At 43.0% G+C, this 23,959-nt stretch carries 25 protein-coding genes; 15 read left to right on the top strand and 10 right to left on the bottom strand.

The window, feature by feature from the left end; all coding sequences use genetic code 11:
• Window positions 1-127: 127 nt before the first annotated feature.
• Genes CJD36_RS00340 through CJD36_RS00330 form a run of 3 tightly spaced genes read right to left on the bottom strand, consistent with a single transcriptional unit; the run spans window position 128 to window position 3,780 of the window.
• Window positions 128-1,438, bottom strand: a complete 1,311-nt coding sequence (locus CJD36_RS00340; protein ID WP_105037128.1) for an ATP-binding protein — start codon at window positions 1,436-1,438, stop codon at window positions 128-130.
• Window positions 1,439-1,462: 24 nt separating this feature from the next.
• Window positions 1,463-1,936, bottom strand: coding sequence for a two-component regulator propeller domain-containing protein (locus tag CJD36_RS00335; protein ID WP_105037127.1), 474 nt, complete (start codon window positions 1,934-1,936; stop codon window positions 1,463-1,465).
• A complete protein-coding gene (locus CJD36_RS00330) occupies window positions 1,909-3,780 on the bottom strand; it encodes a ligand-binding sensor domain-containing protein (protein WP_105037126.1) in 1,872 nt (623 codons plus the stop codon). The genes CJD36_RS00335 and CJD36_RS00330 overlap by 28 nt, the downstream gene beginning before the upstream one ends.
• 267 nt (window positions 3,781-4,047) lie before the next feature.
• Between CJD36_RS00330 and CJD36_RS00325 the strand changes: the two genes are divergently transcribed.
• From CJD36_RS00325 to CJD36_RS00285, 9 genes are all read left to right on the top strand, one after another.
• Entirely contained in the window at window positions 4,048-4,248 is a 201-nt protein-coding gene (locus CJD36_RS00325; protein ID WP_133162431.1) for a hypothetical protein, read from the top strand.
• A gap of 21 nt (window positions 4,249-4,269) precedes the next feature.
• Entirely contained in the window at window positions 4,270-4,584 is a 315-nt protein-coding gene (locus CJD36_RS00320) for a DUF2975 domain-containing protein (protein ID WP_105037124.1), read from the top strand.
• 12 nt (window positions 4,585-4,596) lie between these two features.
• The gene (locus CJD36_RS00315; protein ID WP_449401675.1) at window positions 4,597-4,794 is read left to right on the top strand and encodes a helix-turn-helix domain-containing protein; all 198 of its coding nucleotides are present in this window, start codon (window positions 4,597-4,599) and stop codon (window positions 4,792-4,794) included.
• A 158-nt stretch (window positions 4,795-4,952) separates the two neighbouring features.
• Window positions 4,953-6,599 carry a PAS domain-containing protein gene (locus CJD36_RS00310; RefSeq protein ID WP_105037122.1) on the top strand — a complete coding sequence of 549 codons (1,647 nt, stop codon included), beginning with the start codon at window positions 4,953-4,955 and terminating at the stop codon, window positions 6,597-6,599.
• 156 nt (window positions 6,600-6,755) lie between these two features.
• Window positions 6,756-7,139, top strand: coding sequence for a hypothetical protein (locus tag CJD36_RS00305; protein WP_105037121.1), 384 nt, complete (start codon window positions 6,756-6,758; stop codon window positions 7,137-7,139).
• Between the two features lie 248 nt (window positions 7,140-7,387).
• Window positions 7,388-8,302: a hypothetical protein gene (locus tag CJD36_RS00300; RefSeq protein ID WP_105037120.1), complete on the top strand. Its 915-nt coding sequence runs from the start codon at window positions 7,388-7,390 to the stop codon at window positions 8,300-8,302.
• Window positions 8,303-8,316: 14 nt separating this feature from the next.
• On the top strand, window positions 8,317-8,709 hold the full coding sequence (locus CJD36_RS00295) for a hypothetical protein (protein ID WP_105037119.1): 393 nt from the start codon (window positions 8,317-8,319) through the stop codon (window positions 8,707-8,709).
• A 111-nt stretch (window positions 8,710-8,820) separates the two neighbouring features.
• Window positions 8,821-9,096 (top strand): YHS domain-containing protein, encoded by a 276-nt coding sequence (locus CJD36_RS00290; protein ID WP_105038012.1) that lies wholly within the window; start codon window positions 8,821-8,823, stop codon window positions 9,094-9,096.
• A 226-nt stretch (window positions 9,097-9,322) separates the two neighbouring features.
• Window positions 9,323-10,096 carry an MbnP family protein gene (locus CJD36_RS00285; protein ID WP_105037118.1) on the top strand — a complete coding sequence of 258 codons (774 nt, stop codon included), beginning with the start codon at window positions 9,323-9,325 and terminating at the stop codon, window positions 10,094-10,096.
• Window positions 10,097-10,339: 243 nt separating this feature from the next.
• On the opposite strand, the gene CJD36_RS00280 is transcribed toward CJD36_RS00285, so the two are convergent.
• The 4 genes from CJD36_RS00280 to CJD36_RS00265 form a co-directional block, all read right to left on the bottom strand.
• Window positions 10,340-11,257 (bottom strand): LolA-like protein, encoded by a 918-nt coding sequence (locus CJD36_RS00280; RefSeq protein WP_105037117.1) that lies wholly within the window; start codon window positions 11,255-11,257, stop codon window positions 10,340-10,342.
• A gap of 61 nt (window positions 11,258-11,318) precedes the next feature.
• Window positions 11,319-11,726, bottom strand: a complete 408-nt coding sequence (locus CJD36_RS00275; protein WP_133162430.1) for a hypothetical protein — start codon at window positions 11,724-11,726, stop codon at window positions 11,319-11,321.
• Window positions 11,727-12,097: 371 nt separating this feature from the next.
• Window positions 12,098-14,095, bottom strand: coding sequence for a tetratricopeptide repeat-containing sensor histidine kinase (locus tag CJD36_RS00270; RefSeq protein ID WP_105037115.1), 1,998 nt, complete (start codon window positions 14,093-14,095; stop codon window positions 12,098-12,100).
• A gap of 204 nt (window positions 14,096-14,299) precedes the next feature.
• Entirely contained in the window at window positions 14,300-16,267 is a 1,968-nt protein-coding gene (locus CJD36_RS00265) for a KUP/HAK/KT family potassium transporter (protein WP_105037114.1), read from the bottom strand.
• 355 nt (window positions 16,268-16,622) lie between these two features.
• Between CJD36_RS00265 and CJD36_RS00260 the strand changes: the two genes are divergently transcribed.
• From CJD36_RS00260 to CJD36_RS00240, 5 genes are all read left to right on the top strand, one after another.
• Window positions 16,623-17,123: a biotin/lipoyl-containing protein gene (locus tag CJD36_RS00260; protein WP_105037113.1), complete on the top strand. Its 501-nt coding sequence runs from the start codon at window positions 16,623-16,625 to the stop codon at window positions 17,121-17,123.
• Between the two features lie 8 nt (window positions 17,124-17,131).
• Window positions 17,132-17,485, top strand: a complete 354-nt coding sequence (locus CJD36_RS00255) for a hypothetical protein (RefSeq protein WP_105037112.1) — start codon at window positions 17,132-17,134, stop codon at window positions 17,483-17,485.
• A gap of 18 nt (window positions 17,486-17,503) precedes the next feature.
• Window positions 17,504-18,022, top strand: a complete 519-nt coding sequence (locus tag CJD36_RS00250) for a hypothetical protein (RefSeq protein ID WP_133162429.1) — start codon at window positions 17,504-17,506, stop codon at window positions 18,020-18,022.
• 193 nt (window positions 18,023-18,215) lie between these two features.
• Window positions 18,216-19,199, top strand: coding sequence for a pyruvate dehydrogenase complex E1 component subunit beta (locus tag CJD36_RS00245; protein WP_105037110.1), 984 nt, complete (start codon window positions 18,216-18,218; stop codon window positions 19,197-19,199).
• A 224-nt stretch (window positions 19,200-19,423) separates the two neighbouring features.
• The gene (locus CJD36_RS00240) at window positions 19,424-19,723 is read left to right on the top strand and encodes an ATP-dependent Clp protease adaptor ClpS (protein ID WP_105037109.1); all 300 of its coding nucleotides are present in this window, start codon (window positions 19,424-19,426) and stop codon (window positions 19,721-19,723) included.
• 255 nt (window positions 19,724-19,978) lie between these two features.
• Here the strand turns inward: CJD36_RS00240 and CJD36_RS23105 are convergent, their stop codons facing one another.
• Window positions 19,979-20,986 (bottom strand): hypothetical protein, encoded by a 1,008-nt coding sequence (locus tag CJD36_RS23105; protein ID WP_161499156.1) that lies wholly within the window; start codon window positions 20,984-20,986, stop codon window positions 19,979-19,981.
• A 93-nt stretch (window positions 20,987-21,079) separates the two neighbouring features.
• Here CJD36_RS23105 and proS point away from each other — a divergent pair, with 93 nt between their 5' ends.
• Window positions 21,080-22,558 carry a proline--tRNA ligase gene (proS, locus tag CJD36_RS00230; protein ID WP_105037108.1) on the top strand — a complete coding sequence of 493 codons (1,479 nt, stop codon included), beginning with the start codon at window positions 21,080-21,082 and terminating at the stop codon, window positions 22,556-22,558.
• A 164-nt stretch (window positions 22,559-22,722) separates the two neighbouring features.
• On the opposite strand, the gene CJD36_RS00225 is transcribed toward proS, so the two are convergent.
• On the bottom strand, window positions 22,723-23,286 hold the full coding sequence (locus tag CJD36_RS00225) for a hypothetical protein (protein ID WP_105037107.1): 564 nt from the start codon (window positions 23,284-23,286) through the stop codon (window positions 22,723-22,725).
• Between the two features lie 69 nt (window positions 23,287-23,355).
• A complete protein-coding gene (locus tag CJD36_RS00220; protein WP_105037106.1) occupies window positions 23,356-23,856 on the bottom strand; it encodes a DinB family protein in 501 nt (166 codons plus the stop codon).
• Window positions 23,857-23,959: the final 103 nt, after the last annotated feature.

Genomic DNA, 23,959 nt, shown 5'->3' with positions numbered 1-23,959 from the left:
CTGTAGCTTTCAATAAAATTAAGGAACAAAGAAACACCACGCTCAGCCCTCACCTAAAACAATTATAACAAAATTGCTACTCCCGCTCTGGAAAATAATAACGCAGGTCACCTTCCATTCAACAGCCTCAACTTACCTTGTTTACAGGCAACACTACAGTAAATGTGGTCCCCTTACCCGGCGCACTAACAACCCGTATATCACCATTATTGGCCTTTATAAAGTCATAGCTCAACAGTAATCCCAGCCCCGTACCCTTTTCCCCTGCAGTACCATATGTAGTATTGTCAACAACAGGCTTAAAAAGTTTGTCTATCTGCTCTTCCGTCATACCAACCCCATCATCAGTTACCTTCAGTTGCATATATCCATCTTCTGTAGTTGCAACTATTTCAATAGTGCCGCTCTTATTAGCAAACTTTATAGCGTTGGCCAGCAAATTACGGATGACGATGTCAATCTGCTCGTAGTCGCAATAAGCGGTCGTCTGCTCAGGCACACCATTAACTAACCTTATATTTTTACCCTTCAGGCCTTCCTCAAATAAATTAGCATTTAATACCACAACTTCAAAAATGTTTATAAAGTCAGGTCTTGGCTCTATATTGCCCTCCATAGACCCCTTTGCCCATTTCAGCAAATTATCTAGCAGCACACCGGTAGCATTAAGTTGCTTTACCACGCCTACTTTCAGCGCCTTAAACTCATCCATAGATATCTCTTCATCATCCAGCATAGATATTACAGTGGCCGATGTGCTTATTGGCCCCCGCAGATCATGAGATAATATAGAAAAGGTCTTATCCTTAAAAAGATTATGCTTCTTAAGGTCATTGGCCTGTAGCAACACCGCCGCCTTTTCCTGCTCTATTTGTGCGGTTCTTTCAGCCACGATCGTCTCCAGATAGGCATTTTCCTTTTTCAGAATAACCGTACGGCGATGCACAATGACGTAAATAAAATAAATAACTGCAAGACCATACAGCACATATGCCCACCATGTTCTGTACAAAGGAGGCAGCACCACAAAACTGTAAACAACCGGCGTACTCCACACACCATCAGGGCTTTGAGCCTTCAACCTGAATGTATATTCCCCTTCTCTTATGTTACCAAACGATGCGGTGGTTCTGTCTGTAACAGGGTTCCAACCTTTATCGTAGCCTTCCAGTATGTACTGATATCTTACCAGGTACGGTCTCGCTAATTCGGTTGCGGCAAAATCGAAGGTTATGTTATTGTGCTTATAGGGTAAAATTAAGTTTACCGGTAGGGGATAATAAGGTGTTATACTATCAAAATGTATATCCGAAAATTTCCTGCACATGCTATCGTGCACTGCTGGTGTGGCCAGATCACCAAGCGTGCTTAATTCTTCATTGATCATTGCCAATGAATCTACAGGGCTTACATTCTTTCCAGAAATCGCTCCACTCAATAGTTTATCAAATTTCAGGTCATACTAGCAAACCTTCTCGCCCCCTATTTTCACGGCATTCAACACTACATGCGGCAGTTCTATATTCTTGTTAAGTTTGCTGTAATCAAATGTTATAAGCCGGTCAGCAGTTCCGGCCCATACCACACCGGTACTGTCTATATACATTGAGTTGGTGTTCACATCCCTTATAGGGTATCCATTCCTGAAGTTGTATTTTTCGAAGACCGGCGCATAATGTTCAGCAATGCCTGTATTAGATACTTCATTATCTGCCGTTAGCAATTGGCTATTGCCCTGTTTCGCACTATCAGCCGGTCCATCTTTTTTAAATCCCTTAAGCACTGTCAACCCCTCGTTGGTACCAAACCATAGATAGCCGTTTTTATCTTCCGCTACAGAAACAACTATATTATTGGTCAATCCGTTTATTGTAGTGTAATTGACAAAACAATTACCATCAAAGCGACTTACTCCTCCCCCCCTGTTCCCAGCCAAAGGTTGCCATTATTATCCTGTGCTATGCTCTTTATGCTATTTAATGGTAAGCCTTGTGCGGTAGTGTAGGTCATAAACCTTGCAGGACCACCATCTGAGGGGTGCTCTATAAATTTACTTAATCCCCCGCCAAACGTACCAAACCACATGTTGCCATCCTTATCTCTTAGTGAACACCACACAGCATTGCTGCCCAGCCCTTGTCTGGTAGTATAATTGACTATCTGCTTCCCATCGTAGCAAGACACGCCATCTCCCGTGCACAACCATATACGCCCCCCATTGTCCTCTGCTATACTCCATATCCTCGCGCCCCGCAACCCCTGCCCGGCACCTAATAACTTAAAGTGCGCAGGTGTGCCGCTGCCCGGCCGCTGGTCGCAAGTGAAAACTCCTTTATCCTCGGTGCCAAACCACAATTTACCGCTCCTGTCCTCCAGCATACTGGTGAAGTGGCAATCCTTAGGCAAAGCATCGCCACTATAATACATGAAGTATTTCCCGTCATACTGCGCTATCCCGTTTTCGTTAAACTGCAGCCATATGCCTTTTTTCCTGTCACCGCTGATACATGTGGCTGTAGTTTTTGAAACACCCCGCTGAACAACATTGATTTTAATTGCATCTCCGTCAAACCGGCTTACGCCACCACCATCCGTTCCAAACCACAAATTCCCGTTTTCATCCTCGGCAGCACATTCTACCTTGTTACTATACAACCCCTGGTCGGTAGTATACGTTGTAAACATCCCATTAGTAGATACCGGCACCGAAGGATCATAACAGCTCACCCCACCTCCCGATGTACAGTACCACATTCTACCTCTTATGTCTTCAAATATATTTTTAACCACATTGCCGGCCAGCCCCTGAGCCGTGGTGTAAGTAGCCACAGTCCAGCCGCCACCACCACTCTGTTGAGTAGCGCAGCTCACACCGCCACCATCTGTTCCCATCCATATTTTACCCGTCCTCTCTTCTGCAATACTAAGCACCTTACCGGCTCCTGAGCCGTATATGACACTAAAATTAGTTATGCCAACAGCTTTCTTTTTTGTAGGTTCTATAAAGAAACGGATAACACCGCTATCTGTTCCACACCATATAGCACCGTTCTTAGTTTGCAAAATGCAGTTTATGTTATCAGATGGAAATCCATTTTTAGTTGATATTATAGAGAACAGTTTACCGTCATAAACACTTATACCACCACCACTGGTAGCAAACAATACATTGCCAACTGTGTCTATAGCTATTCCGCGAATATTGTTGCTGCTCAGGCCCTTAGCTTTGGTGAATTTTGTAAAACTTCTGCCATCGTAGTAACTAACGCCTCCACCGTGTGAGCCAAACCAGAAATTACCCTTTTTGTCCTCTGCCAGGCATCTTATATTATTAGATGCCAAGCCTTGTGCTGTGGTAAAAGTAGTTGCTGTTTTACCGTCAAATCTTATCACACCTCCCCCACCAGTTCCAAACCAGAAATTACCTCCTCTGTCTTTTTTAATAACATTGACCAATGAATAAAGTCCATGTTCAGCACCATAATTAATAAGATTTATAGAAAAAAGCGCTGGCTTTAGGTTACCACTTCCCGGTATCAATTGCTCTGGCTGTGTCCTCGATCCAGGCACAGGTAACAATCTGCCATTAGCAATAGTTATCGTTTGCGGAACCGGACATGTATCAAGTACTACAACCTTAGGTAGGCTTATACTATCTTTGGAAGGAACAACTCCTACTGCCTTATAGGGCATTTGTTTATTGATCGGCAGTACCCGCTGCTTTTCTGCGCAGCCAGCCACAAATACTAATAGCGCAATCAAGGCTACATATCTACCCATGAAATCAAATCAAAAATAAACAAATGAAACTTGAAGGAATCTTGGCCAGGTAATTCTTATGTAAACTAAGGAACTTTATGAAATACACATAGTTATGGTCTGAACTTACTAAATATTTAATTTTTCTTCAACCCGCACGCACACCGGCATCTTATAATAATAGTATCTAACCGTGGGTTATCTAAACATACAATTTATCGAAAAAAGAACTTTATTTATTGTTTATCAATAATTATTTATTATTTTTACCTTCTAAACAAGATGAACATGAGCACAATACCTAAAACTCGTACCACCCAGATACTGGCGGTAATGAATGTGGTAGCCTGGTTGGCATTTACAGGCTATGCTATAAATCTCGGCGGCATCGTTACTTCTTATGCAGTAAGTTGGTTCAACCCCAGCGCTTCAAAAAATATGTACCTGCAACTAAACAAGCACGAGTTGGAACAGTATAGCTTTGTGTAGTACTCTCTATCTGTTTCATTTATGATAGCCATAGTAGGTATGAAGGCACAAACCGCGTTTTTGGTGACAAAAGTTCTGGGAAAAGTAAATATGCAGAACCCATTTAAAATTCGTGTGGCCATAGCACTGGAGAAGATAAGCTACTTGCTGCTAAGTATTGCCACTGCTGCATTCCTGGCCAATGAGCATGCCGATTGGTTACAAAAAAGAGCGGGAATAGAGGGCGATAAACTAACCACACAAGAGTTCCTGGTTACCGCCGGGCTTGTTTTCATCATTTCACAGATCTTCAGGCGTGGCGTAGAGCTTCAGGCCGAAAGTGACCTAACCGTATAACCCATGCCTATTATGGTAAACTTAGATGTAATGATGGCAAAGCGAAAAATGTCGCTGAACGAGCTATCAGAAAAAGTAGGCTTAACACTTGCTAATCTTTCCATTCTCAAAACCGGCAAAGCGAAAGCGATTCGCTTTAGCACACTTGAGGCCATATGCAAAGTACTCGACTGCCAGCCGGCAGATATTCTTGAATACATAGAGGAATAACCCGCTGTATCCGTTTTATTATTTTTACTAATAATTTAGTAATAAAAATCATTGAAAATTAAAAAACATAACTATTTTGTCCATTTGTTATATTTTGATAATGATAGTACTTTGCAAACTAAGTTACTATGGAACAGGTAAAACACCTGATAGCATAAATGGACAACAAAATAAATCAATTAAGCAGGTTTTCCTCATTTAAGATTGTACTGCTATACGCTGTCTTTAGTGCTGTGTACATATATACATCAGACTACTTCCTCGACATGTTTATAAAAGATGTTGATCTTCTCTCTAAAATGCAGACATACAAAGGGTTGGGTTTTATACTTATTACAGCTACTCTACTTTTTGTCCTCGTTAAAAGAAACATAGATGCAGTATCTGCCAATTATCAAAAGATAATAGATGTGCAGCGGGATGCCGACCATTTACTTAAGGGATCTGAGGAGAAGTATATGTCCCTGTTCAATCACAGTCCTGTGCCAATGTGGATATTTGAGCTTGATACATTAAGGATATTGCTTGTTAACGACGCTGCCTGCGACCAGTATGGATTTTCTCAACAGGAATACCGATCGATGAACCTTAGAGACATTCGCCCCTCTGAAGATATTCCGCACATGGAAGCTGTGATCGCCGAATCGCTAAAAGACGAACACTATACCTTCCCCGATCTGTCAAGACATAAAAAGAAGAATGGAGAGATCATCCACGTAAAAGTTAAGAATATTGGTGTATTATTTGATGGAAAAAACGTCAGACTGGCTTCAGCAGTAGATGTAACAAAAGAAATAAATTTCCAAACCGAACTTTCAGAAACGAATGCACGACTGAAACTTGCCAGCGAGATAGCAGGAATGGGCTATTGGACAAATAATTTTGCAAATGGTAAGATTCACTGGTCTGACGAGCTTTACAAGATCTTTGAAGTAGATCCGGCAACATTTGTATTAACACTAGAAAATATACAGTCCTATTTCCATCCCGAGCACAGAGATCAGTTTACCACCGACAACGATACAAGTTTCGATGAAAATGGAGTGAGTGAAAGCGAGCAACGCATCATTACGCCGGTCGGCAAAGTAAAATGGATAATGGAGCGCATTTATATGCTTAAGGACGAACAAGGTATCCCGGTTGCAATGGAAGGTATTACATTGGATATTACTAACAGAAAACTTGCCCAACAGGAAATATGGGAAAGTAATGAACGATTTAAAATGCTCGCCAGCGCAACCGTAGAGGCGATAATTGATTGGGATATCGAAAATGACACGGTGATATGGGGCGAAGGATTTCAAACTCTTTTCGGCTACGACCTAAGCACTTACGACAACCACCTTTGGTCGAATAACATACACCCCGACGATAGAGAAAAGGTACTCGCTGACCTGCAGGCAACGCTTGCCGACCCAACAAAATTTTACTTTAACGCAGAATTCGGCTTCCTGAAAGCGAACGGCGATATAGCCTATGTACAACACCGGGGACTATTTATTAGAGATGCCAACGGCAAGGCAACCCGTGCCTTAGCAGCCATGATCGACCTCACAGAGTCATTGGACAAGATGCGCAAGATCGAATCGCAAAACAAGGCACTTAAAGATATTGCCTGGACCCAGTCACATATAGTTCGTGCTCCCCTCGCCAATCTGGTCGGACTGGCTGAATTGCTAAAGGATGAAAATCAAAACGAATTATCACACACAGAAATTATAGGCCACATCTGCGACTCCGCCCAAAAACTCGACAACCTCATTCACGAAATAGTAAGAAAGACGGAAGAGGTAGATGGGATGTAAGATCTTCTTATTGGGCAACTGCATGCCCCTTTTGTGTGTTTGAGAAATAGCAGTTAATTATTTCATACCGAAGGAAAACCACAGCAACCTCGTCTATTACATTAGTTGTTTAAACTTTCCTTTTGCCACATAAACCCTAACCCCTAATTTTGCCGTGTGAAAAAAGCTGTTGCCATTATTATCTTTTTATCGTTGCTTACCCAATGTGTGATACAGCTGGGTGTGTGGGGGTATTACCAGGTAAATAAGGCATACATTGCGCAGAACCTCTGCGAAAACCGCAACAAACCACAAAAGAAATGCTGTGGTAAATGCTACCTCCGCAAACAGCTAAAGAAAGTAGACGAGAATAGTACATCCAAAAAGGCACCGGTTAAAACAGAGAAAAGCGAAACGCTTGTATTCGTAGTTACGCCTGCATTCTCTGCCCCGCAACACTTTATACCATCTTTATCTTCAGTCCACACTCCGGTAGGCCAGCACATGTTTGGCTACACCATCCCCCTCCCCATATTCCACCCACCATCTGTAGCAGCGTAAATCGTTATTGGTTTAAAAAGATGGTCATTGCGAGGAACGAAGCAATCTAGTATCGGGACGTATTCGTTGTGAAATGATCTATTTATTCACTCTACTCGTTTCAAACCATGAGTTATCTGGGTATGGGCTTTTTGAGCCGAAACTCAGAGAACGGTATTTATCTGCGTATTCTGTACTCCTTTAAAAACCATCCTTAATAACGCCCTGACCAACACCAACCATTTACCTCACTGAGTTAAACAACTCCAATGAAAAGGATCATTCTTTCAATGCTCCTGGCAATCTGCATATACATGCCTGCGAAAGCATGCGATGTATGCGGCTGCTCAGCCAGCAACCAGTTCCTGGGTGTACTGCCGGGATACGACTATAATTTTATAGGCTTACAGTACATGAGTACCTACCTGTCAAGTGCGCACCCCTCTGCTTATGAAAACCGGCCTTACGAGCACTCCCGCGAGTACTACAACACCTTTCAGGTGTGGGGCAGGTATAATATGGGCAAGCACTACCAGCTATTTGCATTTGTTCCCTATCAGTACAATATCCATCGGCAGGATAGTGCTGATGCATTACACTCAGGCATTGGTGATATATCGGTCTTGGTAAACAGGATATTGATCAACAAGGAGCACAAAAAGCTACAACACCAGCTATTGGCAGGCGGTGGAATAAAACTGCCCACAGGCAGCCACACCAGCCTTAGCCAGCTCGATAAACAAGGGCTGCCCAACATGCAGCCCGGCACCGGTTCGGTAGATTTTATGGTCAATACCAACTATACCTTACGTCGCAAAAGTGCAGGTATTAATGCCGATGCAGCTTACACCTTTACCACCACCAGCAAAGACAGCTATAGGTATGGCAACAGGTTAAATGCCGGTGCTATGGCCTTCTACTCATTTGCGGTAAAGAAGTTTGCCATTATGCCGGTATTGGGCGCACGCTATGAGTATACCCTGCACGACTATGACAATTACAACCGGAAGTGGCTCAACGAACAGTCGGGTGGATATATGCTATATGCAACCGCAGGCATTCAGGCTTACTACAAAAGACTAGGTGCACGCATTAACTATCAATTACCGCTCGCACAACACTACAGCAGCGGCTACGTTACCGCCAACTACAAAGTGGAAAGCGGCATTTTTCTATTATTCTAAAACAATCAATTTTTATGAAACACTTACTGATCATACTTATTCTTGCCATTACTGTTTCTGCATGCCAGAAAAAAGACACCACTACCCCTGATGCTGGCAAGGTAACCATCAACATCACATCCCCCGTTCCTGCACAGGTATTCCGCAGCGGAGATACCATGCACATGGTGGCAACCGTTTCTTATCCATCGGAATTACACGGGTATGAACTCAAGATATCCGACAGTGCCACCGGCAACATACTGTATGATGAAGATGAGCACGTACACAATGACCATTTCGAAATAAACAGTACCTGGGTAGATACTGCTACCACTGCCGCAACACTAAAACTGGAACTAACAGTAGAAGTTGACCACACCGGCACCGAAGCAGAAAAAACGATCTATTTTAACTACGTACCTTAGTGTAAGATAATGTTCTGTAATCTTCATATTGTTCATCATCAGATTTGACAACTTTTTAGAAAGTTGTCAAATCTCCTACAGCAGTACTTCACACAATCTAACAACAACATCATGCGTACCATCATTCTTATAACAACAATACTCTTTCTTGCCTCATGTGGCAACACCCCAAAAACGGTAACAACAGAGGGCACTCCTGCAACCACAGAAACACTAGCAGCAAAACCTGAGGCGCCCAAAGGCAAGATAGACCCCGTTTGCGAAATGCCCTACGACAAAGCATGGACAGAGCAAACCATCTACAACGGCGACACCATCAGCTTCTGCAGCGAGACCTGCAAAAAAGCCTTCCTCGGCCGCCCTACCAAATACATTAAACACTCTTAATAACCCGTCCAGAAAGCCTACAGGCAAACAGATATGATAGGTAGCGCCGGGTTTCAACACAACTATTTAAATTAATGAGCCATTACTATGTCATGATGCCGAAGGTATCAGATATCTATAGCCAAACCCGATACAATTTGAGAAACGATGCCGAAGGTATCGGATGTCTATGTAAGCAACTTTCTATATCTACAATGATATTTCCAGACACTTTAAAAATCAAACAATGAAAACAAACATAATTACCCTTGTTCTTTTAGCCACTGCAGCCTTCACATCCTGCCGCTATAAAGACAAAAATATCATACTGCCTGTCGCTCCAGTGTCTGATAGCGCCAATGTAAAAATTGAAGTATTCAACATGGTAGGCACCAGCAGCCTGAACATGGGCAACCAATGGTATAGGAACGAGCACAACGATTCTTTCCAGGTAACAACTTTTAACTATTACATCAGCAACATCAAGCTCAATTCTGCTTCCGCTACCTACACCGAAGACTACAGCTACCACTTGGTGCAACAAAGCCTTTCTTCATCCCATATATTCGATTTGGCCAATGTACCCTACGGCACCTATACCGGCATTACCTTCACCATAGGTGTAGATAGTGCACATAATGTTACAGGCACGCAATCCGGCCCATTGGATCCAATAAATGGTATGTTCTGGAGCTGGACAACAGGCTATGTCATGCTGAAATTTGAAGGCGTATCACCCAGATCACCACAGGCCAACAATGCCATAGCCATGCATGCCGGCGGCTTCTCAGGAGTAAATAATGTATTGAAAACAGTTACGCTCACCTTCCCTACCCCTATAACAGTGGGCAGCGGTGCAGAGAATCACGTTCACCTCGCCGCCAATGTACTTGCCCTGTTCAAATCACCTAACATTATCGACTTCTCCACCCTCAATACTATCCACATGCCCGGCCCCGATGCCAAACTATTTGCAGACAATTATGCCAGCATGTTCAGTGTTAGTTATGCAGGGTTGTAGTTGAACCTTCAAAGTATCAGCATTATTATTGCTTAAAACGATAAATACATCATCTACTCTCCTCCTTTTGAAGGTGCCGGCGACGGCACGAGCGTAGCTCTGTACCCAATGTTTCGGCTTTTTCTGCCGAAACATTGGGGGAGGTGGTTACCCCACTAGTCGGCATGGTCCAAATCAGATTTGACAACTCTCCGAAGAGTTGTCAAATCTTTTATGCTAAAACATAGTCATTTTTTAAGCCCACTAATACGCTATCTTCATCACTACCCTCATCCTTTCCCTACCTTGCGTGGCCACAGACCAATTGCCATCATAGTCGATCAATGTAGGATATAGCTTGTTATTCATCAACCTCATGCGCACCTTCATGTGCACATCAAAGTCGTAGAAAAGCGTATTGAAAGAAAGTGAATAATCGCGCGCTACAATACTATAATCGCTCCGTCTGAACCATGTTTTCAGCTCATTATAGACCACCTTATTCTTATATTCAGGCTTCGGCGTTACATTAAACACATACACCTCTTCACTGTCATACACTTCCTGGCTTATCTTCAAGTCATACTTATCAACCTCATCAGCATCAAATATCGAAGCCTTATCCCCCATGAACGGCACACCCTCCACCTTCGATCCTGGGTTAAATATCAGCTGCTTCAACTCATACTTATTCTTCTCCATTCTACTCTTATCCTTCAGCACCATGCTGCCCGCTACAATATCATTCTGATTACACACAGGCTTGTCGGAGTAGAAGAGATTATAGAACAGTTCAGCCGTGTAGTAGTTAATGGTCTTTTTATCTTTTTTATAAAAATCACCCGTCACTGTCTGATTAGAAAACGTAGTAGTGCGGCATCTTTTAGCATTAAGTCTTTGCTGTGCATTAGTATGCATCGAAGCAATTACCCTACCCTTCTTATCAAATGCCGTAAAACTATTCACTGCATTAAACGGCACCAGGTGCATACTCTTAAACGCCTTATAAAAAGTAGTATCATTCTGCACCCGCTTTATAAACGAGTTCATATTAAAACCGCTCTTCACCACAAAACTATCCAGCTGAATATTCCTTGCACCTGCAGTATCTATTTGTTGCGCAGAGCAAATGAAAGAGCAGCTTAAAACGGCAAAGAACGAAAGCACAATGCATATTTTCATTATCCATATTTATATGTCAGCAAATTTTCTCCATTTTAATCCAATAATGTTAGGGTAATAATCAATGTGCTTTAATCAAAGTTAAAAGGGCATGTTTATTATGATCAGCAGTTGGGAAATATTCGATCTTTAACACGATTAAATCATAGGTAGTTTTGTCGGTTTTCGTGATTTTCAGATGTAATCTATTACCTGATTTTTTTAGAGTAATCTGCCAAACTGGGTCAGTTACATCAAAAGAGCAAAGTCCAACACAGTCATGGGTTTTACGTTTATAGCAAAAGTGTTTTTTAAAAAATTGCAAATCCGTCCCTTCACAGCATAGTTTTTCGTAGTGAGTATTGTGGTTGAACATTCTTACTGTGTCTGCAGTTAAAAACGAACTATCTGTAAGGCAAACAGACCACTGATATTTTTTAAAAGGCTTATCATGATTTCTTGCGATACTCGTCCTGAATAATTTATTCAATGTTCTTTTACTTACCGTAGTGTCCTGACCAACGGCAAGAAAATAAGAAAAGCAAAAAAATATGATTGTAAGACACCTTATCAACGTCATTCTTTTTATTGTAAATATATAAATTAATAAGGGCTGCACCTTGCAGCCCTTATTAATATCTCGCGTTTCGTGCGCAATTCTGTTTTGTTTATAGTAATTAATCAGACTAGACTACCCACCATTTTACTTTTTACTTTTAAGTTTTTACTTACTACTCCTCCATTCTCGTCAGGTTATAATCCGGCACTGCCTATACCGGCGGGGCGGTGGTTATCTCCGTATCTTGAGCGCTACAAACACAATCGCTTTAAATGTAAAAATTCAGTAAAGTCTACCGGCTGTCACACAGTCTTAAATGAAAAGAAAAATGTTGTGCCTGCGCCTTCTATACTTTCTGCCCATATCTCCCCCCCATTCTCTTCCACAAATTCCTTACAAAGCATAAGACCTATGCCATTTCCCTTCTCCATAGCAGTCCCAATTGTATTATTCACAAAAGGCTCAAAAATATGTTGTACCCGCTCAGCTTTAATACCAACACCATTATCCTTCACAGACACCACTGTGTACCCCACCCTTAAATTGTTATCAGCATCTATTTCTATCATGCCTGCTGCACTGGTGAATTTGATTGCATTGGATAACAAATTCCGGATAATAAAATCAAAATGAGAGGCATCCCCACGAACTTTTATCCCCTGGTCCACTTTATTCACAATGGTTATTTGCTTCTGATCAGCTCCCATTTTTAGTAACCTGATGTTCTTATCTACTAGTTCTAATGCACCGAAGTCTACTATTTCTATTCTGTTACCGCTTATCTGGGCCTTACCCCAGAACAACAGTTTGTCCAGCGTCTCTAAAGAAGCAGATGCCTGATCCTTTAGCGAATGAAGTAGTTTCTGATCATCCTCATTTGCGCTTTCGGCTTCCAACAGATCAAGTATCAATGTGATATTCCCAATGGGGCTGCGCAGATCATGGCCAATAATGGAGAAAAGCCTGTCCTTTACTTTATTCGAATTCTCCAATTGTTCTTCTTTTTTTGAAAGTACTGCATACAACTGCCTCGTCTTATTCAGATAGAGAAGAATAAATACAATAAACATGACAAGGCATACAACAACTGTTAGCAGTATATTCCGCTTCAATGTATGTGCCTGATCGGTCAATGTTAACTGGGTCAACTTATTGTTCGACTGTTCCAGTTCATATACCGCTTGCAAGTTGGCTATAGCCTTACTTTTCTCTATCCCCGAGGTACTGTCCTGATACTTTTTAAATTCCTCCATTACCTCTACTGCATACTTGTAGTCGCCTGCATCTTTACTTAGATCTATCAATTCAGAATATGCATCTTCGAGCATTGATTTGTCCCCTATCTGCCGGGCTATTAAGAGCGCTTCTTTCATTTGCACTATAGCCTTCAGTGGTTCAGTTTGCCCTGTAATACTGGCAATATTTATGAGTATGCGGGCGTGTTCAGCTATCATTTGTTTTTCCCCTGTTATCTTCAGTGCTTCATTAAGATAAGTCAATGCTTTTGCAGGGTCGCCAAACCTGGTGTATACAATACCGATATTCAAAAGTGAATAAACGTAAACATCAATATATTCATTTTTATTACTCAGCTTCAAGGCCTTATTTAAGTACTCAAGCGCCTTATTCAGATTTCCTTTTTTGCCGTATATGATCGCGATATTGTTATACAGGTTACTTCGGCTTGTCACCTCAATAGTATCGACAATAAGGTCAAGTGCAGCATTATTGTATGCCAACGCCTTGTCAAAATTATTCAATTCGCTATTTATTTTTCCAAGGTTTATATAAACATCTATTACTCCGGAAGTGTAAGCCAATTCTTTATATAGCTTCAGTGCAATAATAAAATGGTTAGTAGCTGAGTCGCTATTACCCTGCATGCCATCCAGAATGCCCAATGCATTGTGCGTAATACCAATACCTTTCTTATTACCCAATTCTTCAAATATCTTTAGCGCTTCATTCTGCCTGCGCCTCGCCATCACTACATTACCGTGATTAGCTTCTATTCTCCCCAACAAATTTGTTAGTGAAGCAACACCCCTTTTATAGCTGTTGGAAGTAAAAAGCTTAATGCCCTGAGTAAGATAATAGGTTGCCGAATCGGGCTGAGAATATTGATAATATTTCCCAATTGCTGCATATAAATCTACTCTTTCCGAATCATTCTTCACCACATTCAACCGGCCTGTCATCTGGCCAATATCTTTTTGCGCGTAGGAAGAAAAGCACGTTATGCTGATGGCCAATAGTAGTAAAACTCGCCTGATAACTTCACGGGAAACAATTCGCATCATATGTAATGGGTGTACTAATTATAAGAAAGACAATACTATATAAAACGCTCCAAATTTATACATATTACTGATACCACTTAGACCGATCTTTTGTAACAATCAGGTCAATCCTCATAATTACAGGTCAATATTCATTAAAACATGGAGGGCTAAGGCGCTCGCTCATGCCACACTTTTTACTTTTAAGTTCTAAGTTTTTACTTATTACTCCTCCATCCTCTTCAGGTTATAATCCGGCACTGCCGATACTATAAGTGGATATTTTTCAAGCGTCACATCAGATGGATCAAGCCCAAAACCACGCTCCTCAGACAAGCTCACCTTCTTCAGCAGGAAGTACCCACGCATCATCAGGCGCTCCCATAATGGCAATGAGTTATCGCGAGACAGGAACTTTTCCATGACTATAAACCTGAAATCGCCCATCACATTATTGCGGCTCAGCGACTCATAGCGACTCACAATGTTCACTTCCTTGTTCTGCACCATTTCTTCCACCACCCTCTTGAACATCGTCTGTATCTTATGTTCCACCCTGAAACCAAGCCTGAATTCCACCCTTATGATCTCATTTGGAACGATCGTCTGCACCACATATTCCATCGTGTACGGGTCATCCAATACATCTACGTGTACAAACCAATAGATATCTGCCCGCTTTGGCTTACGGTATAGAATAGAATAAATGATCTTATGCTCTATTTCCTTAGGATTATTAGCACTGGTCAGGTACACAAGGTGAGTAGCATATTTGTTGATCCCTATATCATGGCTCAACTCCTGTATGACCGGCACATAATTCTCCAACCTTACAAACTCCACATACCTGTTTTTGATCTTCCTGCTCTTAAACCATATGAACATGGTCATGAACAAACCACCGGCCACTATTATCGTTACCACACCACCCTCTATAAACTTCTCTACCAGATTGGCATACAAGAAGGCAAATTCAATGGTCAGGTAAACTGCCAGGTAACTGGCTATCCAAATGATGGGTACCCGCTTCACAAACATGTAGTAAGAGAACAATACCGATGTCATGATCATACAGATAGTGATAGACAATCCATACGCCGCCTCCATCTTAGATGAACGCTGAAAGTATAGGGTAATGGCAGTACAACCCAAAAACAACAGCAGGTTGATGCCGGGGATGAACAATTGTCCACGCTCTACCGTAGGATAATTGATCTTCATTTTAGGCCATAAGTTCAGCTTTATGGCCTCACTTATTAGCGTGAATGAACCAGATATCAAAGCCTGACTGGCAATAATTGCAGCTATTGTAGCTATGATGATACCCGATAAAAGAAACCAATGCGGCATCAGATCAAAGAACGGATTCCTTACTGCTGAGCTCCATTTTTGTCCGCTCGACAGTGCCAGCATCTGCGCACCCTGACCCAGGTAATTAAGTATCAGACACGTCTTAACGAATATCCATGAGTACCTGATGTTAGCTCTTCCGCAGTGTCCTAGATCTGAATACAGCGCCTCAGCTCCCGTAGTACAAAGAAAAACACCACCCAATATCCAGAAACCCTTAGGGTAAACAGTCAGAATACGAATGGCATAATATGGATTCAACGCCCTCAGAATATTAAAATCATTCACCTTATACAGCTGGTAGAGCCCCAATGTACCCAGCATCAGGAACCAAAGCAGCATAATATTACCAAATGCCTTCCCAATGGTCGAGGTACCAAATTGCTGAAAGAAAAAGAGTACACCCAGAATTGAGATAACTATATAAACAATGGTCATTACCCCCAGGTCATGTAGTTGAGGTATATTACGCAACCCCTCAATTGCTGATGTGACCGAAATGGGTGGCGTGATCATACCATCGGCAAGTAGTGCTGCACCACCCACCATGGCTGGTATTACCGTCCATTTACCATGCCTCCTTACCAATGCAAATAATGAGAATATACCACCTTCACCCTTGTTGTCAGCCTTCAGTGTAAGCATTACATACTTAACCGTTGTCTGTAAGGTAAGTGTCCATATGATACATGACAAAGCCCCTAATATCAGTTCCGAATCAATGATCCTGCCGTTGCAGATTGAGTTCATAACGTATAGCGGAGAGGTACCAATGTCGCCGTAAATAATACCCAGAGCTATGATGAGGCCTGCTACCGTTGTTTTATTCAGATTCTTTGTCAATGGTTGGACTTACTTTTCGTATAAGCGGACGCAAAGTTATGCAATAAAGAAATTCAAAAAATAAAAAATATAGCTAAAAATATGCTTATTATCCCCGCAAAACATACTTTAAAATCACAAAATACAATTAGCTGCTAACCACTTAAAAATAACAATTTTCATCTCTATATACGCTACCCTGCTTACCGCACCCACCTCTTACTCAATCCTTTCCCATTGCCTGCACCAACAGTAACGTCATGTACAGTTGCACACACACAACTCATCGGCAACAATCACATAAACTTTTGTTTCCACTATCAACCATCACTTTATAAAGTTCATTACTTTTGTTGCACTTAAAAACTAATAGCTCATGCTGCAGGTATCTGTCAATGAAAAGAATAATTACGCCATTACCAACAATGATGGTCAGTGGGTAATCAACGACAATAATGCCGATCCGGACATAAGCATGCAGCCCAATGGCCTTATAAGTGTTTTGCTCAACGGCAAAAGCTACACTGCCATTATTGAAAAAACTGACAGAAAGAACAAAGAGGTAACAATAAGAGTAAACGGCCAGCAGTATACTACCGCTATAAAGGAACCAATTGACCAGCTGCTCACCAACATGGGTATGGACCTCAAGTCTATGCAAAAAGCAGAACCGGTAAAAGCACCTATGCCGGGTATGATATTGAAAGTACTGGTAGAGCCGGGACAGGTTGTGAGCAAAGGCGATGGACTGATCATACTGGAAGCAATGAAGATGGAGAACATGCTGAAGGCAGCTGCCCCCGGCACTGTTAAGTCTATAAAAGCTGTGGAGCGCACTGCGGTAGAAAAGGGCGCTGTTTTAATAGAAATGGAATAACCCACCCAATGAAGCAGCTCCACAACCTTATTATTACTATCACTTTATTTGTAGCTGCCACAACCCACGCTACTGCTCAGGATGCATATCTATATATACAAGGCGACAAATCAGTACCCTTTTATGTAAAGATCGACAGCGTTATGCAGCCCAGATATGGTAAGAACTACTGCATTGTCCCAAAGGTACATGCAGGTCAGGTGAATGTGCAGATACTTTTTCAGCAGAATGTGTATGCTCCCAAGTTCTTCACGATAGATATGCCAGCAAAAGGCCACAAAGGTTTTTTGCTCACCAAACAGGATGATAACTTTACTTTAAACGACCTCGATACCAAAGCAATCATTAACCCTGAAAAATAACCACTGCAAAACACTTTTATGAGGATCATAGTCACATCAATATTGCTTTTATCGCTCTTTGTAGTGTCTTGTAAGCACGACAAGAAACAAATGATATCGGGCAGATGGTATGGAGCACATATCAAAGAGCTGGACAGTATGTTCAAATCAAGCCAGCACGATATTGATACCCTTGGGGGTAATGGCAATGCGGCTACCAACCTGGAATTATATCAAACCACCAATGTCGACAGCCTTCGACATGGCCTGCAGTTAATGCACGACAGCGCTGAGCAATTACAGGCAATGGCAGTTCACAATACCACTTTCGACTTTTTTACCGACAGTATGGTAGCCATTTCATTTGGCTTTCGCTCCGATACCAGCAAGTGGCACTTCATAAACGACAAGCAGCTGGAAATGACAGAACTGACCGGCGAGGGAAAAGGTAGCAAAATACAAATGGACGTTGTAACATTGACCGACGATGTTTTGACCTTGAAATTTGAGATGGAAGAATCATTTAGTACCGTTACTTTTGGAAGGGATAAAAAATAAGCAGTAAAAATAGTTTGCATAATACCACGCGATAGCGTGGCCATCGGCTCTCCCTCTCCTTTGGAGAGGGCTGGGGTGAGGCCTCAACAACAAGAGTGTGAAAATTTGAAATGCACCCATTACCTTTGCACCCTGTTAGCAGAATAGCAGTACCCGAATTCAGAATTCAGATATTTATAAAAATAGTTAAGCAATGCGTACAATAGCGTTAAGACAAGCATTAAGAGAGGCAATGGAAGAAGAAATGCGCCGCGATCCGAGCGTATTTTTGATGGGTGAAGAAGTAGCACAATACAACGGTGCTTACAAAGTAAGTCAGGGTATGCTCGATGAGTTTGGCCCGAAGAGAGTGATAGATACCCCCATAAGCGAACTGGGCTTTGCAGCTATAGGCGTGGGTGCGGCTATGAACAATACCCGTCCTATTATAGAATTCATGACCTGGAACTTTGCCGAACTGGCTATTGACCAGGTGGTGAACCATGCCGCTAAAATGGTCTCGATGACCGGCGGACAGTTCAGCTCACCTATGGTGTTCCGCGGCCCTAATGGCTCTGCAGGACAGCTGGCGGCGCAGCACTCACAGGCTTTTGAAAACTGGTATGCCAATGTTCCCGGCCTGAAAGTAATTTCTACCTGCGATCCGTATGATGCTAAAGGTTTGCTGAAATCAGCCATCCGCGATAATGATCCTGTTGTTTTCATGGAAAGTGAATCTTTGTATGGAGATTTGGGCGAAGTGCCTGAAGAAGAATACCTGATACCTATAGGCAAGGCCGCTGTAAAACGCGTAGGAACCGATGTTACCATTGTATCTTACAATAAGATGATGAAGGTAGCTATGGGCGTTGCAGACGAACTGGCCAAGGAAAACATAAGCGCTGAAGTTATTGACCTCCGCACTATACGTCCGCTCGACTGGCATACCATAGTGGAGTCTGTAAAAAAGACCAACCGCCTGGTAATAGTAGAAGAGCAGTGGCCATTTGGCAGCGTAGGCTCTGAAATAGCTTACCGCATACAGAAAGAAGCATTTGACTACCTCGATGCACCTGTACGCCGCATTACTACTGCCGATGCCAACATGCACTACGCCCCTAACCTGGTTGCCGCCTACCTGCCCAACGTAGAGCGTACGCTAAAGCTGGTAAAGGAAGTGTTGTACATGAACAAGTAATTTGAAAAATTAAAGGGAAGGGAAGCATGATACAACGGGGCGGCTCTCTTTGAAACGCGCTCACCACACACTCTCCTCCTTTTGAAGGAGGAGTACCCCGATATTCTGCCTTTTCAGCAGAATATCGGGGGGAGGTGGTTACCGTATAAGGCTGGTTTTCCCCGAATAAACCCAACATTTGTTAACGTTCAGATTATTAAAATTTTATTCATTATTTTTGTATTATGAGCAGGCTATTTAATAACGGACTCCCACAGTGGGAACAAAATGAAGATGTAGCGGTAGACGAGGTTGTCGAGCAGCTGCATAACATAATTGTCTGGAACGATGATGTAAACGATTTTGACTGGGTGATAAAATCACTGATCGAGATCTGCGGACACAACGAACACCAGGCTGAACAATGCGCTATGATCATACATAACGCGGGCAAATACTCTGTAAAACGCGGCACCTTCGAAACACTCCGTCCACAGGCCGAAGCCCTGATAGACAGGGGCATACAAGCCACCATCGATTATTGATCAATAACAACCAACCAATATTTCTAAAAGCATGACCCCCAAAAGTGTCATGCTTTTTTAGTTTCAGATCGTTGAGCGTAGAGTGCTTCTACGCTCAACCGGCTCATCGGGACGTATTCGCTTTGAAATTTGTCCCTAGTGCTACGGTAACTCTGATATAGTCTATCGGAGACACTCTGTCTCGCCACTCTAACCAAAAAAGCGTTTTATGCACCGCATAAAACGCCTCTGTATTTCTATCAATATTTGATCTGCTTATCTGCGGCCTCCGCCACCACGACTTCCTCCGCCACCACCGAATGTACGACCGCCGCCGCCACCACCAAATCCACCACGGGAAGGGGTTGACATTGTACGGCCACCGCCATTACCGCCACGGGTAGCACCGCTATTAGAATAGCCACCACCATTACGACCGCCATTGCTATAATTGCCGCCACGGGCCTGGTCATTTCTGCCACCACCGCCAAACAAACGGGAGAACCCGCTACGTTGACGGCCACCTGCAGCCTGGTTATTGCCATTATTGTATTGCTGCCCACGTGGAGCCTGCGTAGCAGTATAGCTATTATTGTTAAAAGCCGATGGCCTTCCGGTGTACCCATTGTTAGCCTGCCTTAAGCCACTGCCCGGGCGCACACTATTACCTCTTGTACCACCTGCACCTGCATAACCCAGCTGACGTGGTGAATTGCGCACACCGCCATTGTTGTAGCGGTTATCGCCGGTATTGTAGTACCTGTTCCAGTAGCCACCGCCACCGTAGTAGCCACCACCCCATCCGCCATAAGCGTAGTAAGGGTAATTCCAGCAGCTACCCCATGCACTATATCCATACCAACTGTTATAACCCCAGCCCGATGACCAGTATGGACCGAAGCCGAAGCTAAGTCCGAAGCTGGAACGCCATGGATTCCATGAATAGTAAGGGTCATACCAGTACCTGTTGTACCAGAACGGGTTATAGAACATGCTGTAATAACCCATGTTGTAAAATCCGTAGTTGAATCGGCTGATGCAAGAACTATAGCTCACATCCTCATCCTCATCAATGTAGTCATCAGGATTATTATAGCTGTTATAAGCATCGCCATTATATCCCTGGTCACTATTGTTATAATTACCCTGCCCACTATTATTTCTGCTGTTATCATATGTACCCTGGCGCTGATCGCTGCCATTGGCATAGATATCATCTACCTGCGCATAAGACAACTGCCCTACACCCAGCAACAGACAACCGACAAAAAGAAACCGTTTCATTGTTTTTAGTTTTAAATAAAAAGCTATACTGAAATTACTACTTTTGCTACACTTTACCAAAATAGAGACCGCCAAGAGCGTGCCAAGTTTATTATGTCAAAAACTTTAACAACCAGACAAGAAGATTACTCCCAGTGGTATAACGATATAGTGCTGAAGGGCGGATTAGCCGATTATTCACCTGTAAAAGGTTGTATGGTCATCAAGCCCCACGGGTATGCTCTTTGGGAGCATATGCGCGATGAGCTCGACAGGCAATTTAAAGCCACAGGTCACCAGAACGCCTACTTCCCGCTATTTATACCCAAGAGCTTTTTAAGTAAGGAAGCCGCTCACGTAGAAGGCTTTGCCAAAGAGTGTGCAGTAGTTACCCATTACAGGTTAAAGAATGACCCCAATGGCGGTGGTGTTATTGTTGACCCCGACGCTAAACTGGAAGAAGAGCTGATCGTTCGTCCAACCTCTGAGACCATTATCTGGAATACCTATAAAGACTGGATACAGTCCTACCGCGACCTGCCTTTGCTCATTAACCAGTGGGCCAATGTAGTGCGCTGGGAGATGCGTACCCGTCTGTTCCTGCGCACTACAGAGTTTCTGTGGCAGGAAGGCCATACCGCGCATGCTACAAAGCAGGAAGCGATAGACGAGACGACCAAAATGTTGGATGTATACGCAGCTTTTGCTGAAGACTACATGGCACTGCCGGTTATTAAAGGTGTAAAGACCGCTAACGAACGATTTGCCGGTGCAGAAGATACCTATTGCATAGAGGCGATGATGCAGGATGGTAAGGCACTACAGGCAGGCACATCGCACTTCCTGGGCCAGAACTTTGCCAAGGCATTCGATGTTCAGTTCCGCGACAAGGAAAACAAGCAGGATTACGTTTGGGCTACCTCATGGGGAGTGTCTACCCGCCTGATTGGCGCATTGGTAATGGCGCATAGCGATGACGAAGGTCTTGTGCTGCCGCCAAAGCTGGCTCCGCTGCAGGTAGTTATTGTACCTATTTACAATAAAGATGCTGCTACAACCGCCAAAATAGATGGTATAGCTGCCGACCTTATGGCTACCCTGCGCAAGCAGAACGTGCGCGTGAAGTACGACAACGACGACAATACCCGTCCGGGATGGAAGTTTGCAGAATACGAACTGAAAGGTGTGCCTGTGCGTATAGTCCTGGGTGCCCGCGATATAGAGAACAACCTGGTAGAAGTGGCGCGCCGCGACACTAAGGAAAAGACATCTATACAGCTCGATACATTGGCCGATCACACCATGCACCTGTTGACAGATATTCAAAGCAACATGTTCAACAAAGCATTGAAATTCCGTGAGGACAATATGCACACGGTTGATACATGGGAGGAATTCATCAAGACCCTCGATGAAAAATCCGGCTTTATATCTGCACACTGGGATGGCACCAGCGAGACCGAAGACAAGATCAAGGAACTCTCTAAAGCCACCATCAGGTGTATCCCGTTGAATAACGCACTGGAAGAAGGGAAATGCATCCTTACCGGCAACCCATCTACACAGAGAGTGATTTTTGCAAGGGCATACTAAGTCAACTGAAAAGTAAAAACTTAAAAGTAAAAACTGGTTTCGTAAAAGCCTGTTCGCAAGAGCAGGCTTTTATGTTAATCGCAGTTAAGCGTAGACTCTGTCTACGTTTGAGCGGTCGCCAGTCTCCGACTGGCACATCGGGGCGTATTCGTTTTCAGACACTCTCACTCACCCTCTTCAAAACTGCTAAATACAAGCATCCCCACCCTCCGCAATTCAAATGCAACAAGTACCAACAACCATATAGATCCGAACAGAAAATTAAGATTAAAGAAGAGTACAACATTCAGGCCTGCCAAAACCACACAAACAACCACCAGCGAGGGTTTATAAGCTTTTATCCGCACAGGCAGATTATGTTTCAGCACAAATTGATCCAGCGACTTTGTAAGGTTATGAACTGCAAACCATACGCCCACTATATTCACAACAGGTACCAGCAACAACAAAACTGCCATCCGGGGATTCAGCATTTTATCCTCATATCTGTTCAACATAGACCAGAGCAAAAAGATGATGCGACACGGAAAAAAAAGCATTGCCACGGCCAGGATCACTATAAAAATTCCTGTCCTATGTTCCAGCAATTCATCACCCGGATTAGTCCCCCAGATATCTATGCTGAATATAACGAACAATACACTGAATGCAGCTGCAAAACCACCCACCAATAAGTAGATACGCCAGTATTTAGTAATATTCTTAAGTGCTTCAAGATCTTGCTCCATACACTGGCCTCACATACGATGAGGCAGATACGAATATAGATCAATACAATAATATTTAAGGTAGGCGAATTAAAAACCCTTCTCATCCGCCGATGGCCCATAAATAGAAGGCACCAATATTTCATTTAGCCGCATATACACAGTTAACTGTCCGCGGTGATGCACCATATGATTGATAGTCGATTCCAGGTGTTCGCGTTTGGTAGCACTCACCATTACCTTTCCATTAGCCTTCAATTCAAATTTAGCATCCAGAGCACCATCTGTCACTCCGGCCAACGCCTCTTTAGCCTTCGCCACATTATCGGTGAAATGCAGCACTATTTCCTCAGTAGTTTTGGGGTGCAGGTGCTCAAAAGTGGCTAGGTCTATCTCGCCATCATTGATGATAGCCACTATCCACAGCGGTATCTCAGCACAAAGCAACGCCAGGTACCCCATTATCATAGACCGTTCATGTGGCTTATAATCAAACAGTTCCATCTTAAAGCGTTCAATACATTTTTTAGTAGAAGCCGTCTCATTATCCATCTCCCTTATAAATCCTTTGGCAAATATTGTATCTGTCATGGCAAAAGTTTATGAAAGGGGCAAAAAAATTATGCCCCGTCTGGAATCTGGTTCTGATAAAAAAAGTAAACTTTTGGTTATTTACATTATTTACTACTTTCAT

The organism is Flavipsychrobacter stenotrophus (assembly GCF_002954265.1).
Taxonomy (GTDB): domain Bacteria; phylum Bacteroidota; class Bacteroidia; order Chitinophagales; family Chitinophagaceae; genus Flavipsychrobacter; species Flavipsychrobacter stenotrophus.
The sequence above is the reverse complement of the archived record's forward strand: the minus strand, read 5'-3'. Positions and strand labels throughout refer to the sequence as shown.